This is a genomic window from Coleofasciculus sp. B1-GNL1-01, from assembly GCF_040220235.1.
Taxonomy (GTDB): Bacteria; Cyanobacteriota; Cyanobacteriia; order Cyanobacteriales; family Coleofasciculaceae; genus Coleofasciculus.
Genome location: NZ_JAVJTO010000070.1, coordinates 77,351 through 100,492, shown reverse-complemented (window position 1 = coordinate 100,492; position 23,142 = coordinate 77,351). Strand labels below are relative to the sequence as shown.

Annotated in this window: 18 protein-coding genes; 13 read left to right on the top strand and 5 right to left on the bottom strand. The window is 44.2% G+C overall.

The features are described from left to right. Positions 1 to 357: 357 nt before the first annotated feature. From RID53_RS17255 to RID53_RS17245, 3 genes are all read right to left on the bottom strand, one after another. Entirely contained in the window at positions 358 to 1,554 is a 1,197-nt protein-coding gene (locus RID53_RS17255; RefSeq protein WP_446389262.1) for a hypothetical protein, read from the bottom strand. Positions 1,555 to 2,100: 546 nt separating this feature from the next. Beyond that, a complete protein-coding gene (locus RID53_RS17250) occupies positions 2,101 to 5,115 on the bottom strand; it encodes a PAS domain S-box protein (RefSeq protein ID WP_446389261.1) in 3,015 nt (1,004 codons plus the stop codon). Between the two features lie 1,408 nt (positions 5,116 to 6,523). Continuing rightward, the gene (locus RID53_RS17245) at positions 6,524 to 6,646 is read right to left on the bottom strand and encodes a hypothetical protein (RefSeq protein ID WP_446378589.1); all 123 of its coding nucleotides are present in this window, start codon (positions 6,644 to 6,646) and stop codon (positions 6,524 to 6,526) included. 354 nt (positions 6,647 to 7,000) lie between these two features. On the opposite strand from RID53_RS17245, the gene RID53_RS17240 reads away from it, so the two are divergent. Then, on the top strand, positions 7,001 to 8,614 hold the full coding sequence (locus tag RID53_RS17240) for a helix-turn-helix domain-containing protein (RefSeq protein WP_446389260.1): 1,614 nt from the start codon (positions 7,001 to 7,003) through the stop codon (positions 8,612 to 8,614). Between the two features lie 36 nt (positions 8,615 to 8,650). Next, positions 8,651 to 8,983 carry a hypothetical protein gene (locus RID53_RS17235; protein WP_446389259.1) on the top strand — a complete coding sequence of 111 codons (333 nt, stop codon included), beginning with the start codon at positions 8,651 to 8,653 and terminating at the stop codon, positions 8,981 to 8,983. Between the two features lie 105 nt (positions 8,984 to 9,088). Here RID53_RS17235 and RID53_RS17230 read toward each other — a convergent pair whose 3' ends face one another. Then, positions 9,089 to 9,268, bottom strand: a complete 180-nt coding sequence (locus RID53_RS17230; RefSeq protein ID WP_446389258.1) for a hypothetical protein — start codon at positions 9,266 to 9,268, stop codon at positions 9,089 to 9,091. Positions 9,269 to 9,373: 105 nt separating this feature from the next. Between RID53_RS17230 and RID53_RS17225 the strand changes: the two genes are divergently transcribed. The 7 genes from RID53_RS17225 (at position 9,374) to RID53_RS17195 (ending at position 20,198) form a co-directional block, all read left to right on the top strand. Beyond that, on the top strand, positions 9,374 to 11,752 hold the full coding sequence (locus RID53_RS17225; RefSeq protein ID WP_446389257.1) for an NACHT domain-containing protein: 2,379 nt from the start codon (positions 9,374 to 9,376) through the stop codon (positions 11,750 to 11,752). 426 nt (positions 11,753 to 12,178) lie between these two features. Further along, entirely contained in the window at positions 12,179 to 14,785 is a 2,607-nt protein-coding gene (acnB, locus tag RID53_RS17220; RefSeq protein WP_446389256.1) for a bifunctional aconitate hydratase 2/2-methylisocitrate dehydratase, read from the top strand. Positions 14,786 to 15,186: 401 nt separating this feature from the next. Next, positions 15,187 to 16,044, top strand: a complete 858-nt coding sequence (locus tag RID53_RS17215) for an HNH endonuclease (protein ID WP_446389255.1) — start codon at positions 15,187 to 15,189, stop codon at positions 16,042 to 16,044. Between the two features lie 206 nt (positions 16,045 to 16,250). After that, positions 16,251 to 16,667 carry an endonuclease domain-containing protein gene (locus RID53_RS17210; RefSeq protein ID WP_446389254.1) on the top strand — a complete coding sequence of 139 codons (417 nt, stop codon included), beginning with the start codon at positions 16,251 to 16,253 and terminating at the stop codon, positions 16,665 to 16,667. 65 nt (positions 16,668 to 16,732) lie between these two features. Continuing rightward, a complete protein-coding gene (locus tag RID53_RS17205) occupies positions 16,733 to 17,116 on the top strand; it encodes a hypothetical protein (RefSeq protein ID WP_446389253.1) in 384 nt (127 codons plus the stop codon). Between the two features lie 8 nt (positions 17,117 to 17,124). Then, the gene (locus RID53_RS17200; RefSeq protein WP_446389252.1) at positions 17,125 to 17,580 is read left to right on the top strand and encodes a type II toxin-antitoxin system VapC family toxin; all 456 of its coding nucleotides are present in this window, start codon (positions 17,125 to 17,127) and stop codon (positions 17,578 to 17,580) included. Positions 17,581 to 17,603: 23 nt separating this feature from the next. After that, the gene (locus RID53_RS17195; RefSeq protein ID WP_446389251.1) at positions 17,604 to 20,198 is read left to right on the top strand and encodes a DEAD/DEAH box helicase; all 2,595 of its coding nucleotides are present in this window, start codon (positions 17,604 to 17,606) and stop codon (positions 20,196 to 20,198) included. Between the two features lie 83 nt (positions 20,199 to 20,281). Here the strand turns inward: RID53_RS17195 and RID53_RS17190 are convergent, their stop codons facing one another. Next, on the bottom strand, positions 20,282 to 20,527 hold the full coding sequence (locus tag RID53_RS17190) for a hypothetical protein (protein ID WP_446389250.1): 246 nt from the start codon (positions 20,525 to 20,527) through the stop codon (positions 20,282 to 20,284). Between the two features lie 167 nt (positions 20,528 to 20,694). On the opposite strand from RID53_RS17190, the gene RID53_RS17185 reads away from it, so the two are divergent. The 4 genes from RID53_RS17185 (at position 20,695) to RID53_RS17170 (ending at position 22,993) form a co-directional block, all read left to right on the top strand. Then, positions 20,695 to 20,916 carry a helix-turn-helix domain-containing protein gene (locus tag RID53_RS17185; protein ID WP_446348247.1) on the top strand — a complete coding sequence of 74 codons (222 nt, stop codon included), beginning with the start codon at positions 20,695 to 20,697 and terminating at the stop codon, positions 20,914 to 20,916. Positions 20,917 to 21,042: 126 nt separating this feature from the next. Then, positions 21,043 to 21,387, top strand: a complete 345-nt coding sequence (locus RID53_RS17180) for a hypothetical protein (RefSeq protein WP_446389249.1) — start codon at positions 21,043 to 21,045, stop codon at positions 21,385 to 21,387. A gap of 11 nt (positions 21,388 to 21,398) precedes the next feature. Continuing rightward, positions 21,399 to 21,851 carry a nucleic acid-binding protein gene (locus RID53_RS17175; protein WP_446389248.1) on the top strand — a complete coding sequence of 151 codons (453 nt, stop codon included), beginning with the start codon at positions 21,399 to 21,401 and terminating at the stop codon, positions 21,849 to 21,851. Between the two features lie 323 nt (positions 21,852 to 22,174). After that, positions 22,175 to 22,993, top strand: coding sequence for an alpha/beta hydrolase (locus RID53_RS17170; protein WP_446389247.1), 819 nt, complete (start codon positions 22,175 to 22,177; stop codon positions 22,991 to 22,993). The last annotated feature ends 149 nt before the right edge of the window (positions 22,994 to 23,142 follow it).

Sequence of the window (23,142 nt, the reverse complement as noted above, 5' to 3'; positions counted from 1 at the left end):
GTCCTGAGTGCAGTACATCTGTATTACGAAACTTTAGATTAATAGTAACCTTTGTACAAAACCTGCCCTGACCGAGTTTTGAATTTCTATAAAATTATTTTTTGAGAATTCATCTATAGCGCTTCGCGCTAGTATATTTACACATTAGAGCATGGATGCTTGATCAGGAGTGCATTAGAAAATTTATCCTGTAACTACACCAGAGCGAACAGCTATATAGCACTACGGAGATACGTTAGGACATTTCTCTGTTGCCTGTTGCCTTTTTACCCAATTTTATTGTCCTAACCTCAATGCGTAGTGCCATATAGATTATATTGACTAGGTTTGCCTATGGCTTTTATCCGTTTCCAATGATCAATTCCCATTGTCAGATTTAGCCGAGTATTTCATTGTCAGTCGCATTGAATCGTCAACGAATTTATACAATCCTTGACTAAGTTCATCGGCTTTCTGCTCAAGATTGGAGAAGATTTCATTCATGGTGTGAGCATAGGGTTGTACTAGATACTTTGAGTTTGCTGGAATACGATCGAGGACTTCATCTATGAGTAATTGGGTCATATCCGCTACCAGATCCCAAGCTACATCTACGCTAGGAAAAACCATCACACATAAAGGCACGAGTTCTTGTTCAACGGCTGCCATACTTTCCTCTAGCACACATAACCATAAATAGCTTTGGAACATATTCAGATCTCTGGTTGTCGAGGCTGTTACACCTGGGTCAATTAGTCCACCTCGACGGCTTTGATGATGAGGGAATAATTCGATGCATTGATTGTAAACTTTGTTGGCAATTTCGTGACTGAGCGGTAGCATCTGTTCGACAATGGCTAAGATAGGTGAACTTGGCTCATGCTGGGCAGCAGCTGAACACACCCGTCTCCAGGGAATACAAGCTTGCTCTTCGATAAACTTCAGATAGGGGCTGACTAACACTTGCTCGGCAAGGGTGAGTTTGTTGAGGATTAATGCGGCACTGAAGTGAAACTGGGTATTGATAAAGCCAATTGTGCGCGGGTCTTTTGAGACTAAATGTTGCTGTTGAAGTTCCAATAATGAGGGTTCAAGTTCTGTGTAGAGCTGTTCAATGGCAGGTAATTCTAAGGCTTGTTTCGCCCAATTTGCAAAGACTTTGCTTGATAAATCAATTACTTTTTTGGAGTTATTTTGAGTCAGTGTCAATCGCATTGCAGCTAGGGATGAGGTAGATGGCGATTGCTGCAAGTAAACATCCATTGCCTTGGAATAAGCCTTTGCTCCAAACAGAGCCAATCGCCGAGCTTCAGCTAAATTCACAACATTAGGGACATAAGAGAAAAGAGCATTGGTTTTCATCCCAGCGCGTTCACAGTGGATCTGGACTAAGCGCCGTATTTCGGCAACGGTTTGAATTCGCCCTTCTCTAGAAGATGCGGCGATCAAATCAGTGGGAGTCAACCCCCCTTCTATTGAGGATAGAGTTGACAAGTCTGGCATGTAACGCTGCGCCCATAGCTTGACGAGGCGTTCGACTGAACTTTTTTTGACCAGTTGGGTAGTTTTCAGCATAATTCAGGAGTCGGGTTATCAGAGCAATGGTTGTGAGCAAGCTGTCCTAATTTCAACTTCGCCGCATTTCAGATTGTTTTTTTATATCCACATCATAACTTCAGCGCAAAAAAGTGATGTAAAGCCTATTTAAATATTTCTGTGTGTTTTTTTTAATTCCGGTTAAATCTGTGACGGATGAAAAAACTGCCTGACTTAACGTGGCGATTAGCGCGGATAGTATTGCCATGATGGGTAGTGGCTAGAGCGTATAAGCTGTCATGCATTTAAATTGGGTATTAGTAGCGAGCAAGATGCTCGCACTACAAGGGAGCATCCCAATTTGGCACGTTGGCTCTTTGAATGGGGCTGAAACCCTTGCAATTGCGTTACTTGAATAATGCTTTGTCCAAAACGGGATGCTCCCCACTACAAGGCTTTCGCCGTTATTGATATTAAGGTTTAAATGCCGAACAGCTTATTATACCAAATCCGATGAAGTGACACTCCCTTTATCTCTTAGGTAGTAGATTTGTAGAGACGTTCCGGCGGAACGTCTCTGCTAACTCATGCTGACGACTGCACAAACTTTGGTGGTAAGGCTAAAGATTCCCCAAAGGAAAACTTAAGCGGAGACGAGAGCAATTGTTGCTTTATTGGTAACTCAATTACAAACTCTGTCCCTTGATCCGGTTGGGAAAGACAGGTCAATTGACCCCCATGTTTATCCACCACAATTGAGTGAGAAATCGATAACCCTAAACCTGTCCCTGTGCCAATGGATTTGGTAGTAAAGAACGGATCAAAGATTTGTTTTTGAATCGCTTCGGGGATACCTGGACCATTATCCTTGATCCGAATAATTACCCGTTCAATCGGTTGCGAGTTCTGGGGTTCCTTGTCTGGTGACTCCTCCAATGGGACAACGGGTAATTGAGAACTCACTGCCGTAGATATCGTAATCCTGCGGGGTTCCGGGTGGGTGTCTAAGGCATCAATCGCATTCCCCAGGATATTCAAAAACACCTGATTAAGCTGACTGGCGTAGCATTCCACCAATGGCAAGTTGCCATAATGTTTGTCAACCTGAATTTCTGGACGATTCAGTGTTGATTTGAGCCGATGCTGTAAAACGAGTAAGGTGCTTTCCATCCCGTCATGGATATCCACCGGCTTAATTTCCGCCTCATCCAAACGGGAGAAATTCCGCAGGGATAAGACAATTTGGCGGATGCGATTGGCACCCTCTTCCATGGAGTTCAAGAGTTTGGGAAAATCTCCCCTAACAAAGTCTAAATCAACAGCCTCAATCTCGTCTTGAATTTCGGCAACGGGTTGGGGATAGTGTTTGGCATAGAGTTGCAACAACTGCAACAATTCCATCCCATATTGACGAGTATAGGTAATATTCCCGGCAATAAAACTAATCGGGTTGTTGATTTCGTGGGCAATACCCGCCACCATCTGACCCAAACTAACCATTTTTTCCTGTTGAATCAGTTGGGTTTGCGTCTTTTTGAGTTGATCTAAGGTGTGCTGGAGATCCTGGTTTTTGACTCTCAACTCCTGTTCTGATTTCCGCAAGGCTTCCTCGGCTTGTTTGCGATCGCTAATATCCCGGATAATTGTGGAAAACACCTCCACCTCTCCCGTTGCGCCGGGATGCGCCATCACTACTTGAGACACAGGAATTTCCCAATCCTGTTGGTGCAGGAGTGAGGTTTCACCTTGCCATACTTTGTCCTGGATCACGGTGGGTAAGGCTTCGGCGAACAACCGTCGGTTCACTGACTGGGGATGGAAATCCCACATCCGTAGATGGCTGATCTCCTGATCTGGATCAAGTCCCACTAATTGCCGCCCCGCCTTATTAATATAGAGGAGCGTCCCATCTGATTCACACATACTGACAAAATCGGTGGTACTTTCCAAAATCGCCGTCAATCGCGCCGTTTTTTGTTCCGCTTGCTTGCGCTGGGTGATGTTGGTACTGGTACTTACTACCCGATAGATCTGTCCGTGTTGATCGCGCAGGGGGGTTAAGATAGTAATCCACCACCGTTCTTGTCCCTGTACACAAAAACATTCTTCATAGGATAGGGATGTTCCCGTCTGGACACAGGTTGTGTAATGATCGGTCATCGTGATTGCCCGATCCGACGGTAAGATCGCACCGAGGGGTTGATTCCGTAACTGTTCGGCGGGGATACCGATTAACTGTTCGTAAGCGGGATTCACATCCACATAACGAAATTCCCAGGATCGATCAGGTTCACTCTGGTGTTGATGAACATCGACGACACTAATCGAGTTTTCCACACCATTGAGGATGCTGCTTAAAAATTGTTCTCTCTCCTGTAAGGCTTCCTCAGCTTGTTTGCGATCGCTAATGTCGGTAATCATTCTTAGTACGCCGACAAACCCCCCTTGATCATTAAACAGTGGCGTCGCCGAAATAATCGCCCATAGATTTGATCCATCTTTGCGGCGAAACTTGAAATCGTAGCGTTCCTGGATTCCTTGACGGCGACGATCTAAGTAGGTTTGGATTAGCGCTTGGGATTCGCTGTCAATAAAATCAAACAGCGATCGCCCCTGCATTTGTGAGATCGTATACCCCAGCATTTGCGCCATGCGACTATTGGCGAAGGTGATTTGGTTATTCTCATCAAACACCCAAACCCCCTCGGATGCGGTTTCCACGATACAGCGATAATGACGTTCCGATTTTCGCAAAGCGGCTTCGGCTTGCTTGCGTTCAGTGATGTCTTCAAAAATCCCTAGTAGATACTGAGGCGTACCCGTTTCGTCCAGCAACGGGACTTTTTTGGTATTGACGATGCGTTCACCGCGATGGGGTGTGTTCAAGGGGGCTTCAGGAATATCGACTAATGTACCCCCCATGAGTATTTGTCGATCCTTCGCCCGTAAGAGTCGGGCTTCTTGGTAGGGTAAAAAATCATAGTCACTCTTACCCAGAACTTGGGCTTTCGAGTAACCCAAGAGTTCTTCGCTGGTTTTGTTCCAGTACATTACCTGTAACGCTTTGGCATCTTTAATAAAGACACCCACCGGGAGATTCTCGATCACGGAGTTGAGGAAGGCTTGCGTCTCTCGCAGTTGCACTTCTTTTTGTTTGCGATCGCTAATATCCAGGATCACGCCATCCAGCCATTGGACGACACCATTCTCATCCCGCGTCCCTTGACCTTTATCATAGACCCAAGCGATTTTGCCATCGGCGCGGACAATCCGGTACTCCAGCACGTAGGAGTGCTGGTTGTCAATACTTTGTCCCACGCTTTCTTTCACACGACGGCGATCGTGAGGGTGGATAATACTGTCAAAGGAACGAATGCGATCGTGAATAAACTCTGACGCCTCATAGCCAGAAATATCCTGAATCGCTGAACTCAGAAACGTCATCGTCCCCGTCGAGTCCCAGGTACAACGATAGACAGCGCCTGGAATATTGGCAACTAACGCCTGAAATTGGGCTTCGCTGTGTTGTTGCGATTCCGGTGTCTGTTGGTCTTTGGTGGAGTTGGGGGTAGATTCAAGGGAATTGGGTAAAATAGCCATGATTTTCTCCACACTCAGATGCGTGGCTCAACTATTGCGAGGGTTTTGCGGGAGTGAACGGTTGAATGCTTAAAATTTTATTAAATTTTCTCGCCTTTAACATAAAAAATGTTAATAGATGTTGCTGCTTGCTATTATCCACATTCATGTAACTAATTGTAAAGTCCTTAGCTCAAATCGCCTGTCATCTACCACACACACCCAGTTTCCTCAGTGGTAGGTGTTGTCAGTGCCAGGAATGGTCAATGGAAAGATTCTGATTCGAGGAGAGGTTGACCATTAGACACGAACCAACTCACTCATGATAAGGCAAGTTCTTAAATCGAGCTACATCTACTGATTTTTCTCTGATGAAAGCGATTTCACCGTCGGAAAGCCCACCGGATTTTCCAGACGTGCTGTCATTTATCGTTCGTCATTTGTCATACTCGCTCTTCGAGAAGCAAGCTACGTCCTATGTAGGGTTGGCTGCACAACCCTCTAACCCTTATCTATCAAGAGTTAGAGGACGAAAAGCACTACTGTTTCCTCATCTCCCCCTCACCCCCTCACCCTCTCACCCCCTCATCTCATCTCCCCAATACTTATTCAGCAAGCCCTATGTAAGGGTTTGAGGAATGTTTACATAACTTAAAATAGTTGGGGTGATTTTCACCAACTACTTGCTGGCTGTCATTAACGACCTGGACATAAATTCTGTCCGCTGTACTAAAACATCTTAACCGTCTAATCTTTCCTGTTCCCCGTTGAGCGTTTCCAAATCTCAACCGTCAACTTTAATTTTGTCTGACTCCTTACAGGTAACAATTAAACAAGGATGATCGGGTAGCTTTTGTGACGTTGTTTTTGCGCTCGTCTGAAAGCTAGAGGGTTGATTGCGATTTTCCCCCTAATCTTATTCAATTCCACTTCACTATTATCCTAAATCTCGCCTAAATTTTGTTAAAATTGATACCAAAGGTTGTTCAATAAAAATCAAACTTGAACCTCATAGCTTGTTTTGTTATATATTTCAGTTAATTAGACTACAAAACAACCCTATTTTTACAGAAAAATATTCCTCTATCTAGAGATAGACAACTTGCCACGCTCGGACTGTTTGATTGGTGGATCAGTCAACGATTTAACAAAACCAATAGTGTTCTACAAACTCTGAATCCTCTGTATTTATACAGTTCAAGAGTGGCAAGCTGCCAATGTAATGGGATCACTATCTTGTCACTGTTTAGTAACCTACAAGTCAGCTTTGCATAAAACTGATGCAAGTTTCAAATCGCTGAATATGACGCTTCATCGCCAAAATCAATCAGTCGAGATCAAAATAGGTCAAATCCTCCTCTCAGACATTAAAATTGGGCATTTACTAGCAAAAACAGCAATTTTGAGCCAGGATTGAGATTTACCTGGCTTAGAGTAAGCCAAGTTTCACTTTGATATAGTTTGACAGCGTTCGCTTGTCTTTCTCTGCTTCCTGTTTAAGCTGTTGCTTTTGCTCGACAGTCACCTTGATCGTAATTGTGGTTCGTTTCATCTACGTCTAGCCATCTCAGATTCTCTACAGTAATACTTTAATATAAAAAAGTATTAAAAAGTGTTACCTAATAAAAGAAATCTTAAGAAATCGATAATTGCTCAGGTTGAACAAATATCCTGAACATAACAAGCGAAAATTTGATTATAAAGATTTTTGATAAGCATAAAGAAAATGCCATGAATCCATCAGTGATTTGAGGCAAGGCTCTATAGCTAGTCATCGGTGGCAGTTGTCTATTGTCGGATCGACCGTTACTCAATCCCTATCAAATTAATAAACAATCTAAAGGTTCCGCTGGAGTCCAGAATTTTACCGATTAAAGATTAAAGTTTGCAGTAGTTTCCTAGCATTATGGCTTACAAACTCTCACAAAGTTGTACTGGGTGTGATATCTGTCGTACTCAATGTCCAACGGGTGCAATCAAAGTCAAGGATAACCAGACGTGGATTGATCCGAATCTGTGTAACAACTGTGAAGGATATTATCCTGAACCTCAATGTGTGATTCACTGTCCCATCAGTTCTCCCGTTCCTGCCCATGGGAAAAAGGGACGATACAAGCTGAATCAAAGACCTCCTACCAGTCCGGACTTATTTGCCGATGACAAAACCAATCCCTTTGCCTCCTCCATCGTTATCTGGGAAGCGTGCAACCTATTGGCACAGCGCCTTTCTCTCCCTTGGCACACTGATGCGTCTGGAAAACTCTGTTATCAGCGCCAGGTGCGTCAAGGTAAAGGGAAAGTGGACTTTTGGCTAACCCCTACCCTCGATGCCGACTCAACGGATACGTTATCGGCTGACGAAGCCCAGGCGACGCTTGAGGCGATGGATATCAAAGCCACCTGTCTCCATTTAATATATGCCGCACACGCCACAGGGTTAGAGAAACCGTGGCAGGAAGAGTTTACTGTCAACGATGTGCAAATTGAGAACTATTTAGGATTAGAGAAACGCACAGATTTGAGTAAAGCGGCTAAATTGAGTCTAATCAAACAGCTTGCCCAGCAGCCCTGCCAAATTAGCATCGGCGCTCATTGGTCAAAGCAAGGTAAAGTCCCAGAATTTAGCCTTCCCCAAAGCCGTTTGTGGCATCTGCAGCCAATTGAACATCATTTTCAAGAAGACGAACAAGGATATAAACATTTGGTTGGTTTAACCTTTCGGATTAGGGCAGGCATTTGGGCAAAATACTTCTTAAATAGGCAAGGCTGTCAAAACCGAACTGCCTTCTATCAGTATGGTAATCTGCCTCAAACTTTACTCAGCGCTGTGATGAGTAACTGGCAACATCATGAAGGGGCGACGCGGATGATGTTGTGGTTGCTGTTTAAAACCAGAATCGGCAAACGACAACGGATTACTGTACCCACATTAATGCGGGTGGCGTATGGAGAGGACAAACTTCTGCGGGCGTCTTCCCAGCGAGATGAACGAAAACGTCTGGTGCGGACATTTGAAACCGATTTAGAAGTTCTCAGTCATTATGGACTCAAACCTGTGTTTGATCCGGTGACGTACTTACCAGAGATTCAACCCATGTGGGCGAAATTAGGGGAACTTCCCGACGATGCGGATGCGGCGTTAGAGTTTTGGATTCAAGATGGAAATAGTAATAGGCGGTTAACGGATGCAGCGCCCCGTGGTAAATGGAACCTGTTAATGAAAGCCCGGATTTTATGGTTTGAACTGAAAGCAGAATGGGAACATGCGCTGACTACCGTTGAGCCGAATAAGGTACGATTGACCAAACGCAAAACTAAATCCCAGTCATCTATACTTTCGGGCGCAGATGTTATCGCAGCGAGACAACGTAACAAACTCAGTCAACGCGACTTAGCGCAATTGACGGGTAAAAGCCAAAGCTGGATTCGAGATATCGAGAAAGAACGGTTTCGGATAAAATTAGAAGACCAACGGCTGTTGCAGGAAGTGTTGGGTTTGGCGGAGTTGAGTTCTGGATAAGGGTTCAGGGTTGATGGTTTATCGTCTATAAAAACTATGATACTAGGACAACGCAGACGGAAAGTTATTGGTCTAATTGCTCGTTCTGGCGGTGCGGCGATTGCCGTAACCCTTGCTGGGGCGTTTGTGAACTGGGTAGGTGTAGCGGGAACTGGGGCAGTTGCTGTGGCAATTAGCCGTGCGGATACGGGCGTATTGGCTGGGGTATTGGCTGGTATTTCAGCCGTCGTTGGTTGTGAGGGATTGGTTCGGTTATTTCAAGGAGAGATTGGGCGAGGATTGGCTCTGAGTATTGGTTCTGTTATTGGGTTAGGGTTTGCCGCGATTATCTTTTTTGAGGTGGTTAAAGGGATTGAAGCGTCTGAATAAATAGTGAGGGAATTGGGTAGAACATTATCTCTCTAAAATTTTGGAATAGATTTATCGTTAAACCGGGCGCACGTCGGTGCGCCCCTACAGACGCGCTAGGTTCTTCTACTCAGAACGCCTATCAATCAACACTTCACCCCCATCGCGGTTTAACTTCAATTGAATCACTCCCTGGAAATCAGAATTAATTACCCAATAACTAACCGTTCCCAGTACCACAGGAGTCAGCAGAATATTCAAGGAAATAATAATTTTAGCCGCACTCAAATTCCTTTGTTTGGTCATTTCGATTAACCTTTGAACTCAACTGCTTCTTACTATCGCCCTTGCAGTTAAGAGATTACGCTGAAACTTAGGCTAACATAGCTAACATAGGCTAACATTCGTCTCATGCAACTGCTACCCCCCGACTTTCTAACCAAAATCGCTCGCGACTATGACCTTTCCCTGGAACAGGAAGAGGCGTTTGTGGCACGTTTCAGTCGTCAAGAGAATGTAGACGCGATCGCGGAATCTCTTCATATCTCTCCCGGTGCCTTTCGCACTCGTATGAGTCATGTCTATAAGAAGTTCAGCATTGGCGGTAAGAGTCCAAATAAGGTTCCGAAACTGAATCATTTTCTCATCCAGAAGTATCAAGCCTCTCGTCCAATTTCAACTCCTCAGACTCCTACTCATGAGGTAGACATTGATACCCTGGTGCAAGAAATACGCCAGAAAATCAAACCCAGCATTCAAAAGCAGTGCGGCACAATGAAAGTGCTGGATATGACTCAACCTATTGGGTTGAAGGATATTTATACCAAGGTCAATATTCTGGAAAAAGTCATTGGACGTAGGCGGTTACCGATTAATGAATTGATGCAAGGTTGTAATCTAGACGTCGAAAGCTTTGACCGTCTGGGATTTGGTAAAGTAAAAGAGGAACGAATACCGGGACTAGAAGCCGTCCAAAACTATGACAAGTTGATGGTATTCGGTAAACCAGGTGCGGGAAAAACAACGTTTCTTAAATATTTAGCGATTCAATGTGCTAAATCTAAGGTTTTAACGGATAAGGTTCCTATTTTTATTACGCTGAAGCAATTTGCTGAAACTCAAAACCAGCCAAGTCTGACAACCTACATTAATCAAATTTTCGATAACTGCAATGTTACCGAAGCCCAAGTTGCTGAAATTCTTCAACAGGGAAGCGGGTTAATTCTGCTGGATGGCTTAGATGAAGTTAGGGAAGAGGATGCTGATCGGGTTTTAAATCAGATTCAAGCCTTTACCGAAGACTATGATGCTAACACCTTTGTCATTACTTGTCGGATTGCTGCACGAGAATATATCTTTAAAAAATTCACCGATGTTGAGGTTGATGATTTTGACGACAAGCAGATTCGTACATTTGCTACCAAATGGTTTCAAGCTAAACAATTAGATTTAGCTAACTATTTTATAGAACAGTTAGAAGATAACGAACCCATCAAAGAACTGGCAAGTAACCCGCTGCTGTTGACGCTACTGTGTATAGAATTTGAAGATTCTGGAGAATTTCCAGCTAACCGGGCTGAATTGTACAGTCGAGCCATTCATACACTTTTGCGAAAATGGGATGCGAAGCGGCGGATTGTACGAGAGCAGGTTTACAAAAAATTGTCAGTCCAGCGTAAAGAGGATTTATTGAGTGAAGTTGCTTTTGTTACGTTTGAGCGGGGAGAGTATTTGTTTAAGCAAAGAGACATTGAACAGTATATTGCTGATTACATTCGGAATTTACCCGATGCTAAAACAGATCCAGATGCGTTGTTATTAGATAGTGAGGCAGTTCTGAAATCGATTGAAGCCCATCATGGGTTGTTAGTAGAACGAGCTACAGGCATTTATTCGTTTTCTCATCTGACGTTTCACGAGTATTTTACGGCTAGAGAAATTGTGGCTAAATCGGACATTGGTTTGTTAGTCAGTAAGATTATGGAAAAGCGTTGGCGTGAGGTATTTTTGCTGACGGCTGGCATGATGCGAAATGCTGATGAACTGGTGCAGCAGATGAAGCAAAAAATTGATGGGTTGGTGGCTAGTGATGAGAAATTACAGCAATTTTTAACATGGTTGGATGAAAAGGCGCGATCGGTTAAAAGTTCTAAGAAATTAGTCATTGTTAGAGCAGTCTATTTAAACCTTTTCTATTCTGTAGAGCTTGATCGGAGAATCAATTCTGTTTTTCACCCAATAATAATTGATTTTCCCATGATTAATAGCGAATCAAGTCAGTTATTAGAGAAAGAAATCTACTCAAGTCATGATATGATGTCTCTGGATTATTGGTTGACGACTACTCTTGAATGTGTAAGAATAGGTATTCAAGAATACTTGGATGAGGCAGTATGGTGTCTCTCAGATGCATCACTATGTAACTTAAGTACAGAATTACAGAAGGCACTTTGTAAGCTCAGTAAAGCACTTCCTTTTTCTGGTGACAAAGATGCTTTTAATAAATGTAATTTATTTTTAGATTCTGACAGATATATCTGGATTAAAGGCTTGAGAGATGTGATGATGCAGTATTGCAATTTTGGTCACAATTGGCAGTTTAGCAAGAAACAGGAGCAATTATTTCAGCAGTATTACGACGCCAATAAACTGCTAGTCGATTGCCTCAACAGCGATTGTTACATCAGCCAGGAAGTACGACAGGGAATAGAAGACACCTTACTATTACCCATCGCTGAAATTAAGAAGCGCAAATCCCATTGGAAGCCAGGAAATAAATTTCCGGCTTAAAGCTCAAGTAAGCTAAAGCTTACTACATGATAGGGGTTTTCAAGTTGGTGAGGTACATTATTTAATTTATACCTTATCCCTGAGTAATCATCCTTTTCTCGTCGTCCAACTGTATCTGATAAACCGACAATCTGCTGTCAAGGCTCTGAACCCGTTTTAACGGGTTTTAGCTTTTAGCCCGAACTTGAGTTCCGGGCTTATGTCTTGGAAGCTATGATTTAGCCGTGAGCGAAAACGCCAACGATACGTCAAATCAGATACAGCACCGAGAGAAATTCTATGGTAAGCGTTCACTGCCAACAATAAACAGCTTGAGAAGACAGTACCCTTTACCTATACACCAGGCAGAACAGAACAACCCCACTTGAAAAATTCTAACCTGAACTGCCAAAATGCCAGCAAACGCTTAGAGAGGAGACAACTAGAATGCTAGAAGCCTATCGCCAACACGTTGCAGAACGCGCCGAACTCGGCATTCCCCCCCTACCCCTAGACGCCAAGCAAACCACTGAACTGTGCGAACTGCTGAAAAATCCGCCACCGGGGGAAAAAGAAACCCTAATGCACCTAATTCGCGATCGCGTTCCTCCCGGTGTTGACGAAGCCGCCTACATCAAAGCAGGCTTCCTCACCGCCATTGCCAAAGGCGAAATCACCAGCCCCCTAATCAGTCACCAAGGTGCCGTAGACCTTTTGGGGACAATGGTAGGCGGTTATAACGTCCAATCCTTAGTCGATTTACTCAAATCCCCAGACAACCCCTTAGGGTATGAAGCCGCCGTGGAACTGAGTAAAATTACCTTGGTTTATGACGCCTTCAACGATGTCCTCGCCCTCTCAGAGGTCAATCCCTACGCTAAACAGGTGGTTGATGCTTGGGCAAATGGGGCATGGTTTATCCGCCGTCCCAAACTTCCCAAAGCCATCAACGTCACCGTCTTCAAAGTTCCCGGAGAAACCAACACCGATGATCTTTCTCCCGCCACCCACGCCACCACCCGCCCGGATATCCCTCTCCACGCCTTAGCCATGCTGGAATCCCGGATGCCGGATGCCTTAGAAACCATTGCCAAGCTCAAAGAAAAAGGCTATCCTGTGGCTTACGTTGGCGATGTTGTCGGTACAGGTTCCTCCCGTAAATCCGCGATTAACTCCGTACTTTGGCATATTGGCGAAGATATTCCCTGCGTTCCCAACAAACGCGCAGGCGGGTATATTTTAGGGAGTGCGATCGCGCCTATCTTCTTTAACACCGCCGAAGACTCCGGTGCATTACCCATCGAGTGTGATGTCACCAAGATGGAAACGGGAATGGTGATTACCATCCATCCTTATAAAGGCGAAATCACCAACGAAGCCGGAGAAGTCATTTCCACCTTTAAACTCAAACCCGAAACCATCCTGGATGAAGTTCGCGCAGGTGGGCGTATTCCTCTATTAATCGGGCGGAGTCTCACCGATAAAACCCGTGAAGCCCTGGGATTAGCCCCCAGTACCCTCTTCACTCGTCCCACCTTACCAGAGGATAGTGATAAAGGCTTTACCTTGGCACAGAAAATGGTGGGCAAAGCCTGCGGCTTACCCGGCGTGCGTCCCGGAACCTCCTGCGAACCCTTAATGACTACCGTTGGTTCCCAAGATACCACAGGTCCCATGACACGAGACGAACTCAAAGAACTCGCCTGTCTGGGATTCAGCGCCGATTTAGTCATGCAGAGTTTCTGCCATACCGCCGCTTATCCCAAACCCGTGGATATTACCACCCACAAAGAACTCCCCAACTTCTTCTCCACACGCGGCGGTGTCGCTTTGCGTCCAGGGGATGGGATTATCCACTCTTGGTTAAACCGGATGTTATTACCGGATACGGTAGGAACAGGTGGCGACTCTCACACCCGTTTCCCCTTAGGGATTTCCTTCCCCGCTGGTTCCGGGTTAGTCGCATTTGCAGCAGCGTTAGGCGTAATGCCCTTAGATATGCCCGAATCTGTCTTAGTCCGGTTTACGGGTGAATTGCAACCCGGCGTCACCCTGCGGGATATTGTTAATGCAATTCCTTATGTGGCGATTCAACAAGGCAAATTAACCGTTGCGAAAGAGAACAAGAAAAACGTCTTCTCTGGACGGATTATGGAGATGGAAGGCTTACCGGATTTAAAAGTCGAACAAGCCTTTGAACTCACCGATGCCACAGCCGAACGGTCTTGTGCCGGATCAACGATTAAGCTGGGGAAAGAGACAATTTCCGAGTATCTGCATTCCAACATTGTGCTGTTGAAAAACATGGTAGCGCGAGGCTATCAAGATGCCCGTACCCTGATGCGCCGTGTCGCTAAAATGGAGCAATGGTTGGCAAATCCAGAGTTAATGTCAGCGGATGCCAATGCCGAGTATGCCGATATTATCGAAGTCAATTTGAACGAAATCAAAGAACCCATTGTCGCCGCCCCCAATGACCCCGATAATGTTAAATTAATGTCCGAATGTGCCGGAGACAAAATTGATGAGGTGTTCATTGGCTCTTGCATGACCAATATCGGACATTACCGGGCGGCTGCCAAAGTCTTAGAAGGTGCAGGAAAAGTAAAAGTTCGCCTCTGGATTTGTCCGCCTACCCGGATGGATGAAAAACAACTGCGGGAAGAAGGAGTTTATGATACCTTTGCGGCGGCGGATGCACGGACAGAAATGCCGGGATGTTCGCTATGTATGGGGAACCAGGCGCGGGTTGAAGATGAGGCGACGGTTTTTTCGACATCAACTCGGAATTTCAACAATCGCATGGGCAAGGATGCGCGAGTTTATCTCGGTTCGGCAGAATTAGCTGCCGTTTGTGCGCTGTTGGGACGGATTCCCACGGTTGAAGAATATACGGCGATTGTGACGGAGAAATTGAATCCTTTTGCTGGTGATTTGTATCGCTATTTGAACTTTGATCAAATTGCTGGGTTTGAGGATGAAGGACGGGTGATTCCGTTGGAAGAGATGCCCAAGATTGAGGATATTTTGGGGATGCCGACAGCGGCGCGATAGGTTGAAACCTAACCCCCTAACCCCCTTCCCTGCCAGGGAAGGGGGAACAAGAACTCCCCTCTCCTTGCAGAAGGTAGGGTGGGCAATTGCCCACCTTATCCATTGTTAAGGTAGGGGAAGAGTAGAAGAAGGTGGTGTTTCTATTTAAGGTGATTTTGCCTGAATTGCCTGTGAGCTATATTGGCTATTGAAATATATAGGACTAAACCATGGCTGTCACAAAGTTGACCCCAGTCAGTAAGATAGTATTTTAGCAAAGAGACTCTGAAATATTTAAGATACCTGATACAAGAACACGTCTCGACACTTTACAAAAGTATTTCTTTCCTCGCCTAGAAGTATTACTTAGACATACTTTAGATGTAATACAAACAGTCTATGATGTAAATCCCTATGAGCGAATGACCTTTGTTTACGCTCCAAGTCATAGGAAAACAGCACGTCAGAATTTTGACTATGGTCAAGTGCATATTGGATTGTCTGGGAAGCGTAGAACAGATAGGACACTTACAATCAAACGTCGAGACGGAAAGCCATTTTTCCTCCATCCAACTTATTTGACATACAACATAGATTTAGATTTACAAGGTGGGATGTTTGTCAAGCTGCTTCCCTTTCGCCAAGGAGTAGATTCTCAATTTGTCTCTGCTGTAGCTGATTTAATTCGCGATAATCTTGATGCACTTTCTCCAATTTTTGCACTTACCCATATTTCACACAGTAGTGCTGAACAATTCGTTCATATCAGGGATGCTTTTACAGATGAAGAAGTGGGATCTGACGGAATTAGGCTATTATCTCCTCTGTACTACTTTCCGCTCGATATAAATCGCGGTCTGGTTAATCTAATTTTGGCATTTATAGCTCTCTATCCTGTGCTGGATTCCCTGTTCTCTATTGCAGAAGGTGAACCACCTAAACTATCTGAAATGTTGGAAAAGTTTAAGAACTGGTATCTATCGGATGAGGAAGAATATGAAGATCAGATAGACTCTGATTACAAAAGCAGCGATCTCACTGACTTACCAGAGCTGGACAGTTATTCCTTTGTAAGAGCAGGTCTATGGTGGTCTGTTCTGGCTCGTGATAAATGGAAGTGTTGTAGTTGTGGGCGCTCAGCAAAAGATGGAATAACGCTGCACGTCGATCACATTAAGCCTCGTTCACTAGGCGGTACGGATGATATAAAAAATCTTCAAACATTATGCTTAAAATGTAACATTGGTAAGAGTAATAAAGACAGTACGGACTTGAGATGAAAGAAAAAAGGGTAATTAAATGGAAGAGATAGAGGTGCGATTACACTCCCCCATATTCCGAAAAAACCTAACCCCCTAACCCCCTTCCCTCGCAGGGAAGGGGGAATAAGAGTTCCGGCATTCCGGCTCCCCTCTCCTTGCAGGAGAGGGGCTGGGGGAGAGGTCATTTAAAATGTAACGATAAAACCCTATCTTAATCCTTTATTATGAATAACCCAACTCCCTCGCCACCCCCCATACCCAAAAAGGTGTCAACCCATAATATTGTTATCGGACAAAAAGTTACCTCAGCTAAAGTGCAGCGTGCCAAGGAACTCCGTTGCCAAATGACCCCAGAAGAAACCATCCTCTGGCAACACCTTCGCACTAATCGCTTGAATGGTTTTCATTTCCGTCGTCAGCAAATTATTGATGGATTTATTGCCGATTTCTATTGTCATGGGGCAAGATTAGTTATAGAAGTGGATGGAAAGATTCATCAACACCAAGCTGACTATGACGCCGAACGCGATCGCGTTTTGTCTGCACGGGAACTGCGATTGCTGCGAATTAAAAATGAAGAGGTGAGACAGAATCTCGATAGTGTCTTGGGGCGTATTTCTCAAATTTGTGGAGAAACCTAATTTACCCCCATTCCATACCTTACTTATTGTTAAGCTAGGGAAGAGAAGAGATAAAGGAGAACACTATGTCTAAGCAAGATTTAAGCAGCATAACCAATACACCGAGTACCGAAAGCGCATCTTCTAAAGAAAACACTCCTGTCAAGGAGAATCACGCCCTAGCCAAGCTAATTCTTGAAATTCAGCAAACACCGGAAGACCATTTGCCGAATTTACTGCAAATCGTGCGCCTATTCCGTGAAAGCGTCACTACGAAGCCAGTGCGATCGCAGGTTTCGGAACAGGCAATGGACGAAATAAAAAATCCTGATCCTGTAAAGAAATCAGTACGACAGATTGCGCTGAGTGAACTGCTTAGGCAATGGGAAGAAGAGGGAGATGAACAGGAGCAAACGGAAACGGCTGAAATTCTCCGTAAGGCACTAGAAGAAGATCCGGTATCTATCTAAACCATTCTATGAGCAGAATAGTATTGTTAGATTCTGGCCCTTTAGGAATGGTGACAACTCCTAAAGCTAAATCCCCTATATATCAGGAGTGTAAACGTTGGTTCAATTCTTTGGAACCAAAGGGCTACACAGTAGTGTTGCCAGAAATCGCAGACTACGAAGTTCGGCGTGAATTGCTTCGCGCAGGTAAGGTGGCAGGTATCAGGCGACTTGATCAACTCAAAGCTGCAATTACCTACCGTCCCATTACTACGGAGGTAATGCTCAAAGCGGCTGAACTTTGGGCAGAAGCACGAAGGAGAGGAAAACCAACGGCAGATTCCAAAGCACTAGATGGGGATGTGATTTTGGCGGCTCAGGCTATATTGGTGGAAGAGGAGGGAAATGAAGTGATAGTTGCTACGACTAATGTGAGGCATCTGTCTCAGTTCGTTGATGCCCGTGAATGGCGACTAATTCAGTAATGTTTTTGTAAAGGTAGTGAAATATGCCATTTAAACTGACACGTCACTCTCAAATTTCGACTGAAACCCCTGAAGCGCTTTACCGAGACTACAGAAATCGCAAAATTCAAGGTCTACTTGCCCACCAAGCCGATATTATTCGGGAATATCATAAGCAGGCTGTAGATGAACCAGATGTAGCCCTACAGCTTTCAACTGGCAGTGGTAAAACCCTAGTTGGGCTTTTGATTGGAGAATGGCGTCGTCAGCGTTTTCAGGAAAAAGTTGTATACCTCTGTCCAACGCGCCAACTGGTTAATCAAGTCGTTGAAAAAGCGGTAGATGAATACGGTATAAAAGCAAATGCCTTTATCGGAAAGCAAGCAGAGTATGCTCCTAATATTAAAGCTGAATACCGTAATGCAGAGACTCTAGCTGTTACCACTTATAGCGGTCTATTCAATACTAATTCCTTTTTTGATGATGCAAGTGTAATCATTCTTGATGATGCTCATGCGGCTGAAAACTATATAGCTAAATACTGGTCTCTTATGATTGAGCGTAAAGCACACGAACTTCTCTTTAATAGCGTAGTTTCAGTCATTCGCTCAATCATATCACCTTCGGATTATTCTAGATTAAGTTCCACGTCTCCTGATTTAGACAGCCAGTGGATCGAAAAAATTCCTACACCAGACTTATATGACCTACTACCAGAGTTGATAGCGTTACTTGATGCACAAACTGGCAACTTTAACCTCAAGTATCCTTGGTCTGTCCTTCGAGATCATCTTCTGGCTTGCCATATATATATCAGCTTCAATTGTATATTAATCAGACCTGTAATACCGCCCACAAGAACACATAAACCATTTTCACAGGCAAAACAACGCCTCTATATGTCTGCAACATTAGGCGAAGGAGGGGAGTTAGAGCGCCTTTCGGGTGTAGATAAGATAGTCCGTTTGCCTGTTCCAGAAGGCTGGGATAAACAGGGTATTGGTCGTCGATTATTCTTTTTCCCAGAGAGAGCGCTTGATGAGGAATCGGCGCTAAATCTGACAATCGAGATGATTAAAACAACAGGGCGATCTCTTGTTCTGGTGCCATATAATACCATAGAGAATGACCTAAGTAAAGAGATTTCGGAGAGGACAGGTTACGAAATTTTTAATGCAGCTCAAATTGAGGAATCGAAAAAGACTTTTATATCTAAGGAGAAGGCAGTTGCCATTGTTGCAAATCGATATGACGGCATCGACTTGGCAGGAGATGAATGCCGCATTCTCATTGTCAAGGATCTTCAACGAGCAACAAATCTTCAAGAAAAGTTCCTTGTAACTCGTTTGGCTGCTGGTGTCCTGCTTAATGACCGAATTCTCACTAGAATTGTCCAGGCAGTAGGACGGTGTACAAGATCCGCTACGGATTATGCAGCAGTAATTATCCTTGGGAACGATTTAAACAAAATTCTCCTCGATCGGGATAGAAGGAAGTTCTTACATCCTGAGTTTCAAGCTGAGATTGAATTTGGAATTGAAGAATCTAAGGGGGTTGAAGAATCTGCTTTTCTCGACAACCTTCGCATATTTCTTGAACATAAGAAAGAGTGGAATGGTGCGGACGAGACGATTGTCTCGCTTAGAGACTCATTGCAGCAAGAAAAGCTTCCTGCTATGGACAAATTAATAGACGCAGTTCCTCATGAAGTGAGATACCAGTATGCTCTATGGAACCGCAACTTTGAAGCAGCAGTTGATGAGTGTCGAGATGTTTTAACCTCTCTTAGCGGAGATGATGTTCGCGGCTATAGAGCCTTCTGGAATTATCTTGCTGGTAGTGCAGCGTGGATGGGAGCAAAAAATGGAATTACTTCTCTGGAGAGTACAGCAAGAGACAACTTTAAGAGGGCTGCTTCCACTGCTCCCGAAGTTGTATGGTTCTCACGGCTTTCTCGGCTATCTCTTGAAAATGACAGCAACTCCCAAGTGGATAATAGACTCATTAGAGTAATTGAAGGTCTAGAGACGCAACTTGAGAAACTCGGCACAACAAATAACAGAAAGTTTGAATCAGAGGTAAAGGTAATTATTGAGAATTTACACAAGGATAGTGAAGAAGACTCCAAAAAGTTTGAGGATGCACACGAAAGATTAGGTAGACTACTAGGATACGAGGCAGGTAATTCTAAATCGGATGCCGATCCAGATCCTTGGTGGATTGCTGGTGATGACCTGTGCATAGTATTTGAGGATCACTCAGGTGGGAGTAAAAAAACTATACTTGGAGCAAACAAAGTTAGAGAAGCAGCTTCACATCCGAACTCGATTAAAGCTAAATTTGCTCATCTCCAAAATGCGGAAATTATTCCGGTAATGATCACCCCTTGCAAAAAAATAAAAGATGGTGCATTACCTCATGTTCAAGATGTGTGTTATTGGAATATAGAAGAATTTAGAAATTGGGCAAATAGCTCAATTTCTGTTGTGCGAGGATTGAGGCGTAGTTTCCCAGGTGAAGCTAATTTGGAATGGCGAAAACGCGCTATCCAAGAGTACCAAGATGGTGGTATTGATCCAGCCTCTTTAGTGGAAAAGTTACGTAAGCAGAAATTACGTGATCTTCCAATACAAAATTAAATATATTTAGCGATCGCACCTCTACTCTCTCCAAAGGCGATCGCACTCTCATATCCAGAACATGCGATCGCCTCCCCTCATCCTCAAATAACTGCTTTTTGCGCCGTTGTAACAGACACAGATACCGTTTCTTCATCCGGTTGCGGGTCAAATACCACGACAAAGGACGCATGGGGTATAAGCTGACGCAGACACCGCAAATGACCATCCGCATCAGACCGACTGCGGAACCGACCCACAATAGTTCGTTGCATATTCGGTAGGAGTTGAGCGATCACCCAGGGAGTTAGTCGTTGTCGGTAAGTGATTTGATTGGAATTGTATGGCATGATTAGATAGTCCGTAAGGAACAAAGGAAAGGGCGTTAGTCAGTCTCTTGGTGGGGATGTACTAACGCTTTTTCTTTTATGATTAAAGAGCCATACACAATATTTGTCAATTGTCAATACTTGACGCTAAGTTTTAACGCTACTTTAGTGGGAACATTCAGTCACTTATGAACCTGAGAGCCTTGAGAAAACGCGCAGGGCTGATTATCCGTAATGTCGCTCGTGAACTAAAATGCTCCGAATCTTCAATCCGCAACTGGGAAAAGGGGAGAACAACACCAATGATGGAAGTTTGGCAAGTATTTCGCTTGCGTGACTTGTATCAATGCACGGAAGAAGAGTTAGTGCAGGCGGTGAAAGAGTCGATGCTAGAAGAAACACAGCCTTGATGTTTAGGAAGTGTGATCGCATCTTACCCTTCCCGCCTCTGGGATTGAGACAGGGTGTGTGTAATGAACTCTGGCTCACCTTACTTATTGTTAAGGTAGGGAAGAGAACAGATAAAGGAGAACAGTATGTCTGAGCCTGATTTAAATAATACGATTCTAGCCACTGAAATTGACTCAACAGAGGCTTTAGAACAGATAAGCACTCTCGTCGCCAAAATTCCTCAAGCATACTTACCCAAATTACTTCAGATGATTCGCCTGTTTCGGGAAATTGTGGTTGTGGAGCAAGAATCATCAGTTTATGCTAAGTTAATAGCTTTTAGTCAATTACCGCAAGAAGAACGAGTCAAAAGAAATCAAGCCGCGATCGCACTGCTAAATTCATGGGTAGAAGAGGGCGATGAACAGGAGCAAAAAGAAACTTGGGAAATTCTTAATCAAGCTCTCAATGAAAGCGGCGTTTCTATTTAAATTGTCTTGCCATGAGTCGATTCATAGTTTTGGACTCAAGTCCATTGGGAATGGTAACAAATCCTAAAGCTACACCCCTGACGTTGGAGTGCAAGCAGTGGCTAAATTCTTTACTAGCAAAAGGGGAGATAGTCGTTATACCTGAAATTGCTGACTATGAAGTGAGACGTGAATTGCTTCGGGTGGGTAAGGTAGCAGGTATCCGACAACTTGATCAATTGAAGAATGCTCTGATGTACGTCCCCATTGAGACACCTGCGATGCTTCTGGCGGCTCAGTTATGGGCGGAAGCACGCAAGAGAGGACAACCAACAGCCGATCCTAAAGCACTTGATGGGGATGTAATTCTGGCAGCTCAGGCTACATTGATGGTAGACGAAGGAAATGAAGTTATAATTGCTACAACTAATGTAGGGCATTTGTCTCAGTTCGTTGACGCCCGTGACTGGCGGTTTATCATTTAATTTTAAGGGAGTTGGCATAAAGTTTAAAAGCGAAATACGAGATAGTCAAATTAATCGTCTCTTAGAAAAGGTACAAAAGAAGCGTTATGAAAGTTTTAAGGGCGCATAGCGATGCGTCCCTACGATGATGTCTGTGCAAGAAAATGTACTCCCCTCCCCGTGTCGGGGAGGGGCTGGGGGAGGGGTCAATCCCTGGAATTCCCACTCCGCGATCGCACCTAACCCTCCCAAACTCTGTAATTGAGTCAGAGCGAGTAAAATAGACTCTTCCCCGCCTTATTGAAGAAAGATAAAATATCTACAACGTCGCCAACTGCTATATAATGCATCCCATTCTCGACAAACCCGATATTTTGCAAATCCTGTTCCATCCTAAACCGGACACAACAGGAAAACCGCGATCGCCTAATATCCATCTCATTGATGTTGAAATCGAACCGAGACTCTTTCTCAGAGGACGATTATACGCCGCCGCTAGCAATTCCCCTGCGATTCTATTTTTCCATGGCAATGGTGAAATTGCGGCTGAATACGATAGTATTGCCAAAGTTTTCACTGTCTTGGGCATTACTATTTTAGTCATTGACTATCGAGGCTATGGTCAAAGTGATGGCACATCCACCGCGTCTAATCTCCTAGCTGATTCCCTCAAGGTATTCGACGCTTTTAGTAGCATTTTAACGGCGCATCAACTGTTTCCCCAACGACTTTACGTAATGGGGCGCAGTTTGGGTAGTGTCCCCGCCATTGCGGTTGCTAATCACGCTCAAGATCAATTAGCTGGATTGATTATCGATAGTGGTTTTGCCGATACCTTTGCTTTGCTCAAACGTCTTGGCTGGCAGGTTAGAGATTATGAGGATGAGCGTTTTGGATTTAGAAATACTGAAAAAATTAGCCACATTCTTGTGCCAACGTTGATTATTCATGGTGAGAAAGATTCGTTAATTCCTATCCAACAGGGAGAAAAGCTCTATCATTCTTGTGCAGCCGCAAATAAGCAGTTGATACGGATTAAAAATGCGGATCATAACACCTTGTTTCGCATGGGTATGTGGCAATACTTTGAAGCGATCCAGAAATTTGTTATCGGTAAAATAGTGTTAGACGAAGCCTCACTATTTCAGTTGCTATTAGATTAAAAAGGCGGGTCACCCTATCAGAATCTCCCTGGATCACAACCATTTTTTTAATGCCATTCAGCAATTTGTTGGCAATTCAGAGTCCTAAGTAGGGCTTGCTGCAAAAGCCTCAAACCCTTACAAAGGATGTAGCTTGCTTCTTGCTTGCG

What these genes read in the sequence shown, in the direction of transcription:
- RID53_RS17255 (WP_446389262.1), bottom strand. Translation starts at nt 1,554, where the DNA reads ATGCTGAAAACTACCCAACTGGTCAAAAAAAGTTCAGTCGAACGCCTC.
- RID53_RS17250 (WP_446389261.1), bottom strand. Translation starts at nt 5,115, where the DNA reads ATGGCTATTTTACCCAATTCCCTTGAATCTACCCCCAACTCCACCAAA.
- RID53_RS17245 (WP_446378589.1), bottom strand. Translation starts at nt 6,646, where the DNA reads ATGAAACGAACCACAATTACGATCAAGGTGACTGTCGAGCAAAAGCAA.
- RID53_RS17240 (WP_446389260.1), top strand. Translation starts at nt 7,001, where the DNA reads ATGGCTTACAAACTCTCACAAAGTTGTACTGGGTGTGATATCTGTCGT.
- RID53_RS17235 (WP_446389259.1), top strand. Translation starts at nt 8,651, where the DNA reads ATGATACTAGGACAACGCAGACGGAAAGTTATTGGTCTAATTGCTCGT.
- RID53_RS17230 (WP_446389258.1), bottom strand. Translation starts at nt 9,268, where the DNA reads ATGACCAAACAAAGGAATTTGAGTGCGGCTAAAATTATTATTTCCTTG.
- RID53_RS17225 (WP_446389257.1), top strand. Translation starts at nt 9,374, where the DNA reads ATGCAACTGCTACCCCCCGACTTTCTAACCAAAATCGCTCGCGACTAT.
- acnB (WP_446389256.1), top strand. Translation starts at nt 12,179, where the DNA reads ATGCTAGAAGCCTATCGCCAACACGTTGCAGAACGCGCCGAACTCGGC.
- RID53_RS17215 (WP_446389255.1), top strand. Translation starts at nt 15,187, where the DNA reads ATGACCTTTGTTTACGCTCCAAGTCATAGGAAAACAGCACGTCAGAAT.
- RID53_RS17210 (WP_446389254.1), top strand. Translation starts at nt 16,251, where the DNA reads ATGAATAACCCAACTCCCTCGCCACCCCCCATACCCAAAAAGGTGTCA.
- RID53_RS17205 (WP_446389253.1), top strand. Translation starts at nt 16,733, where the DNA reads ATGTCTAAGCAAGATTTAAGCAGCATAACCAATACACCGAGTACCGAA.
- RID53_RS17200 (WP_446389252.1), top strand. Translation starts at nt 17,125, where the DNA reads ATGAGCAGAATAGTATTGTTAGATTCTGGCCCTTTAGGAATGGTGACA.
- RID53_RS17195 (WP_446389251.1), top strand. Translation starts at nt 17,604, where the DNA reads ATGCCATTTAAACTGACACGTCACTCTCAAATTTCGACTGAAACCCCT.
- RID53_RS17190 (WP_446389250.1), bottom strand. Translation starts at nt 20,527, where the DNA reads ATGCCATACAATTCCAATCAAATCACTTACCGACAACGACTAACTCCC.
- RID53_RS17185 (WP_446348247.1), top strand. Translation starts at nt 20,695, where the DNA reads ATGAACCTGAGAGCCTTGAGAAAACGCGCAGGGCTGATTATCCGTAAT.
- RID53_RS17180 (WP_446389249.1), top strand. Translation starts at nt 21,043, where the DNA reads ATGTCTGAGCCTGATTTAAATAATACGATTCTAGCCACTGAAATTGAC.
- RID53_RS17175 (WP_446389248.1), top strand. Translation starts at nt 21,399, where the DNA reads ATGAGTCGATTCATAGTTTTGGACTCAAGTCCATTGGGAATGGTAACA.
- RID53_RS17170 (WP_446389247.1), top strand. Translation starts at nt 22,175, where the DNA reads ATGCATCCCATTCTCGACAAACCCGATATTTTGCAAATCCTGTTCCAT.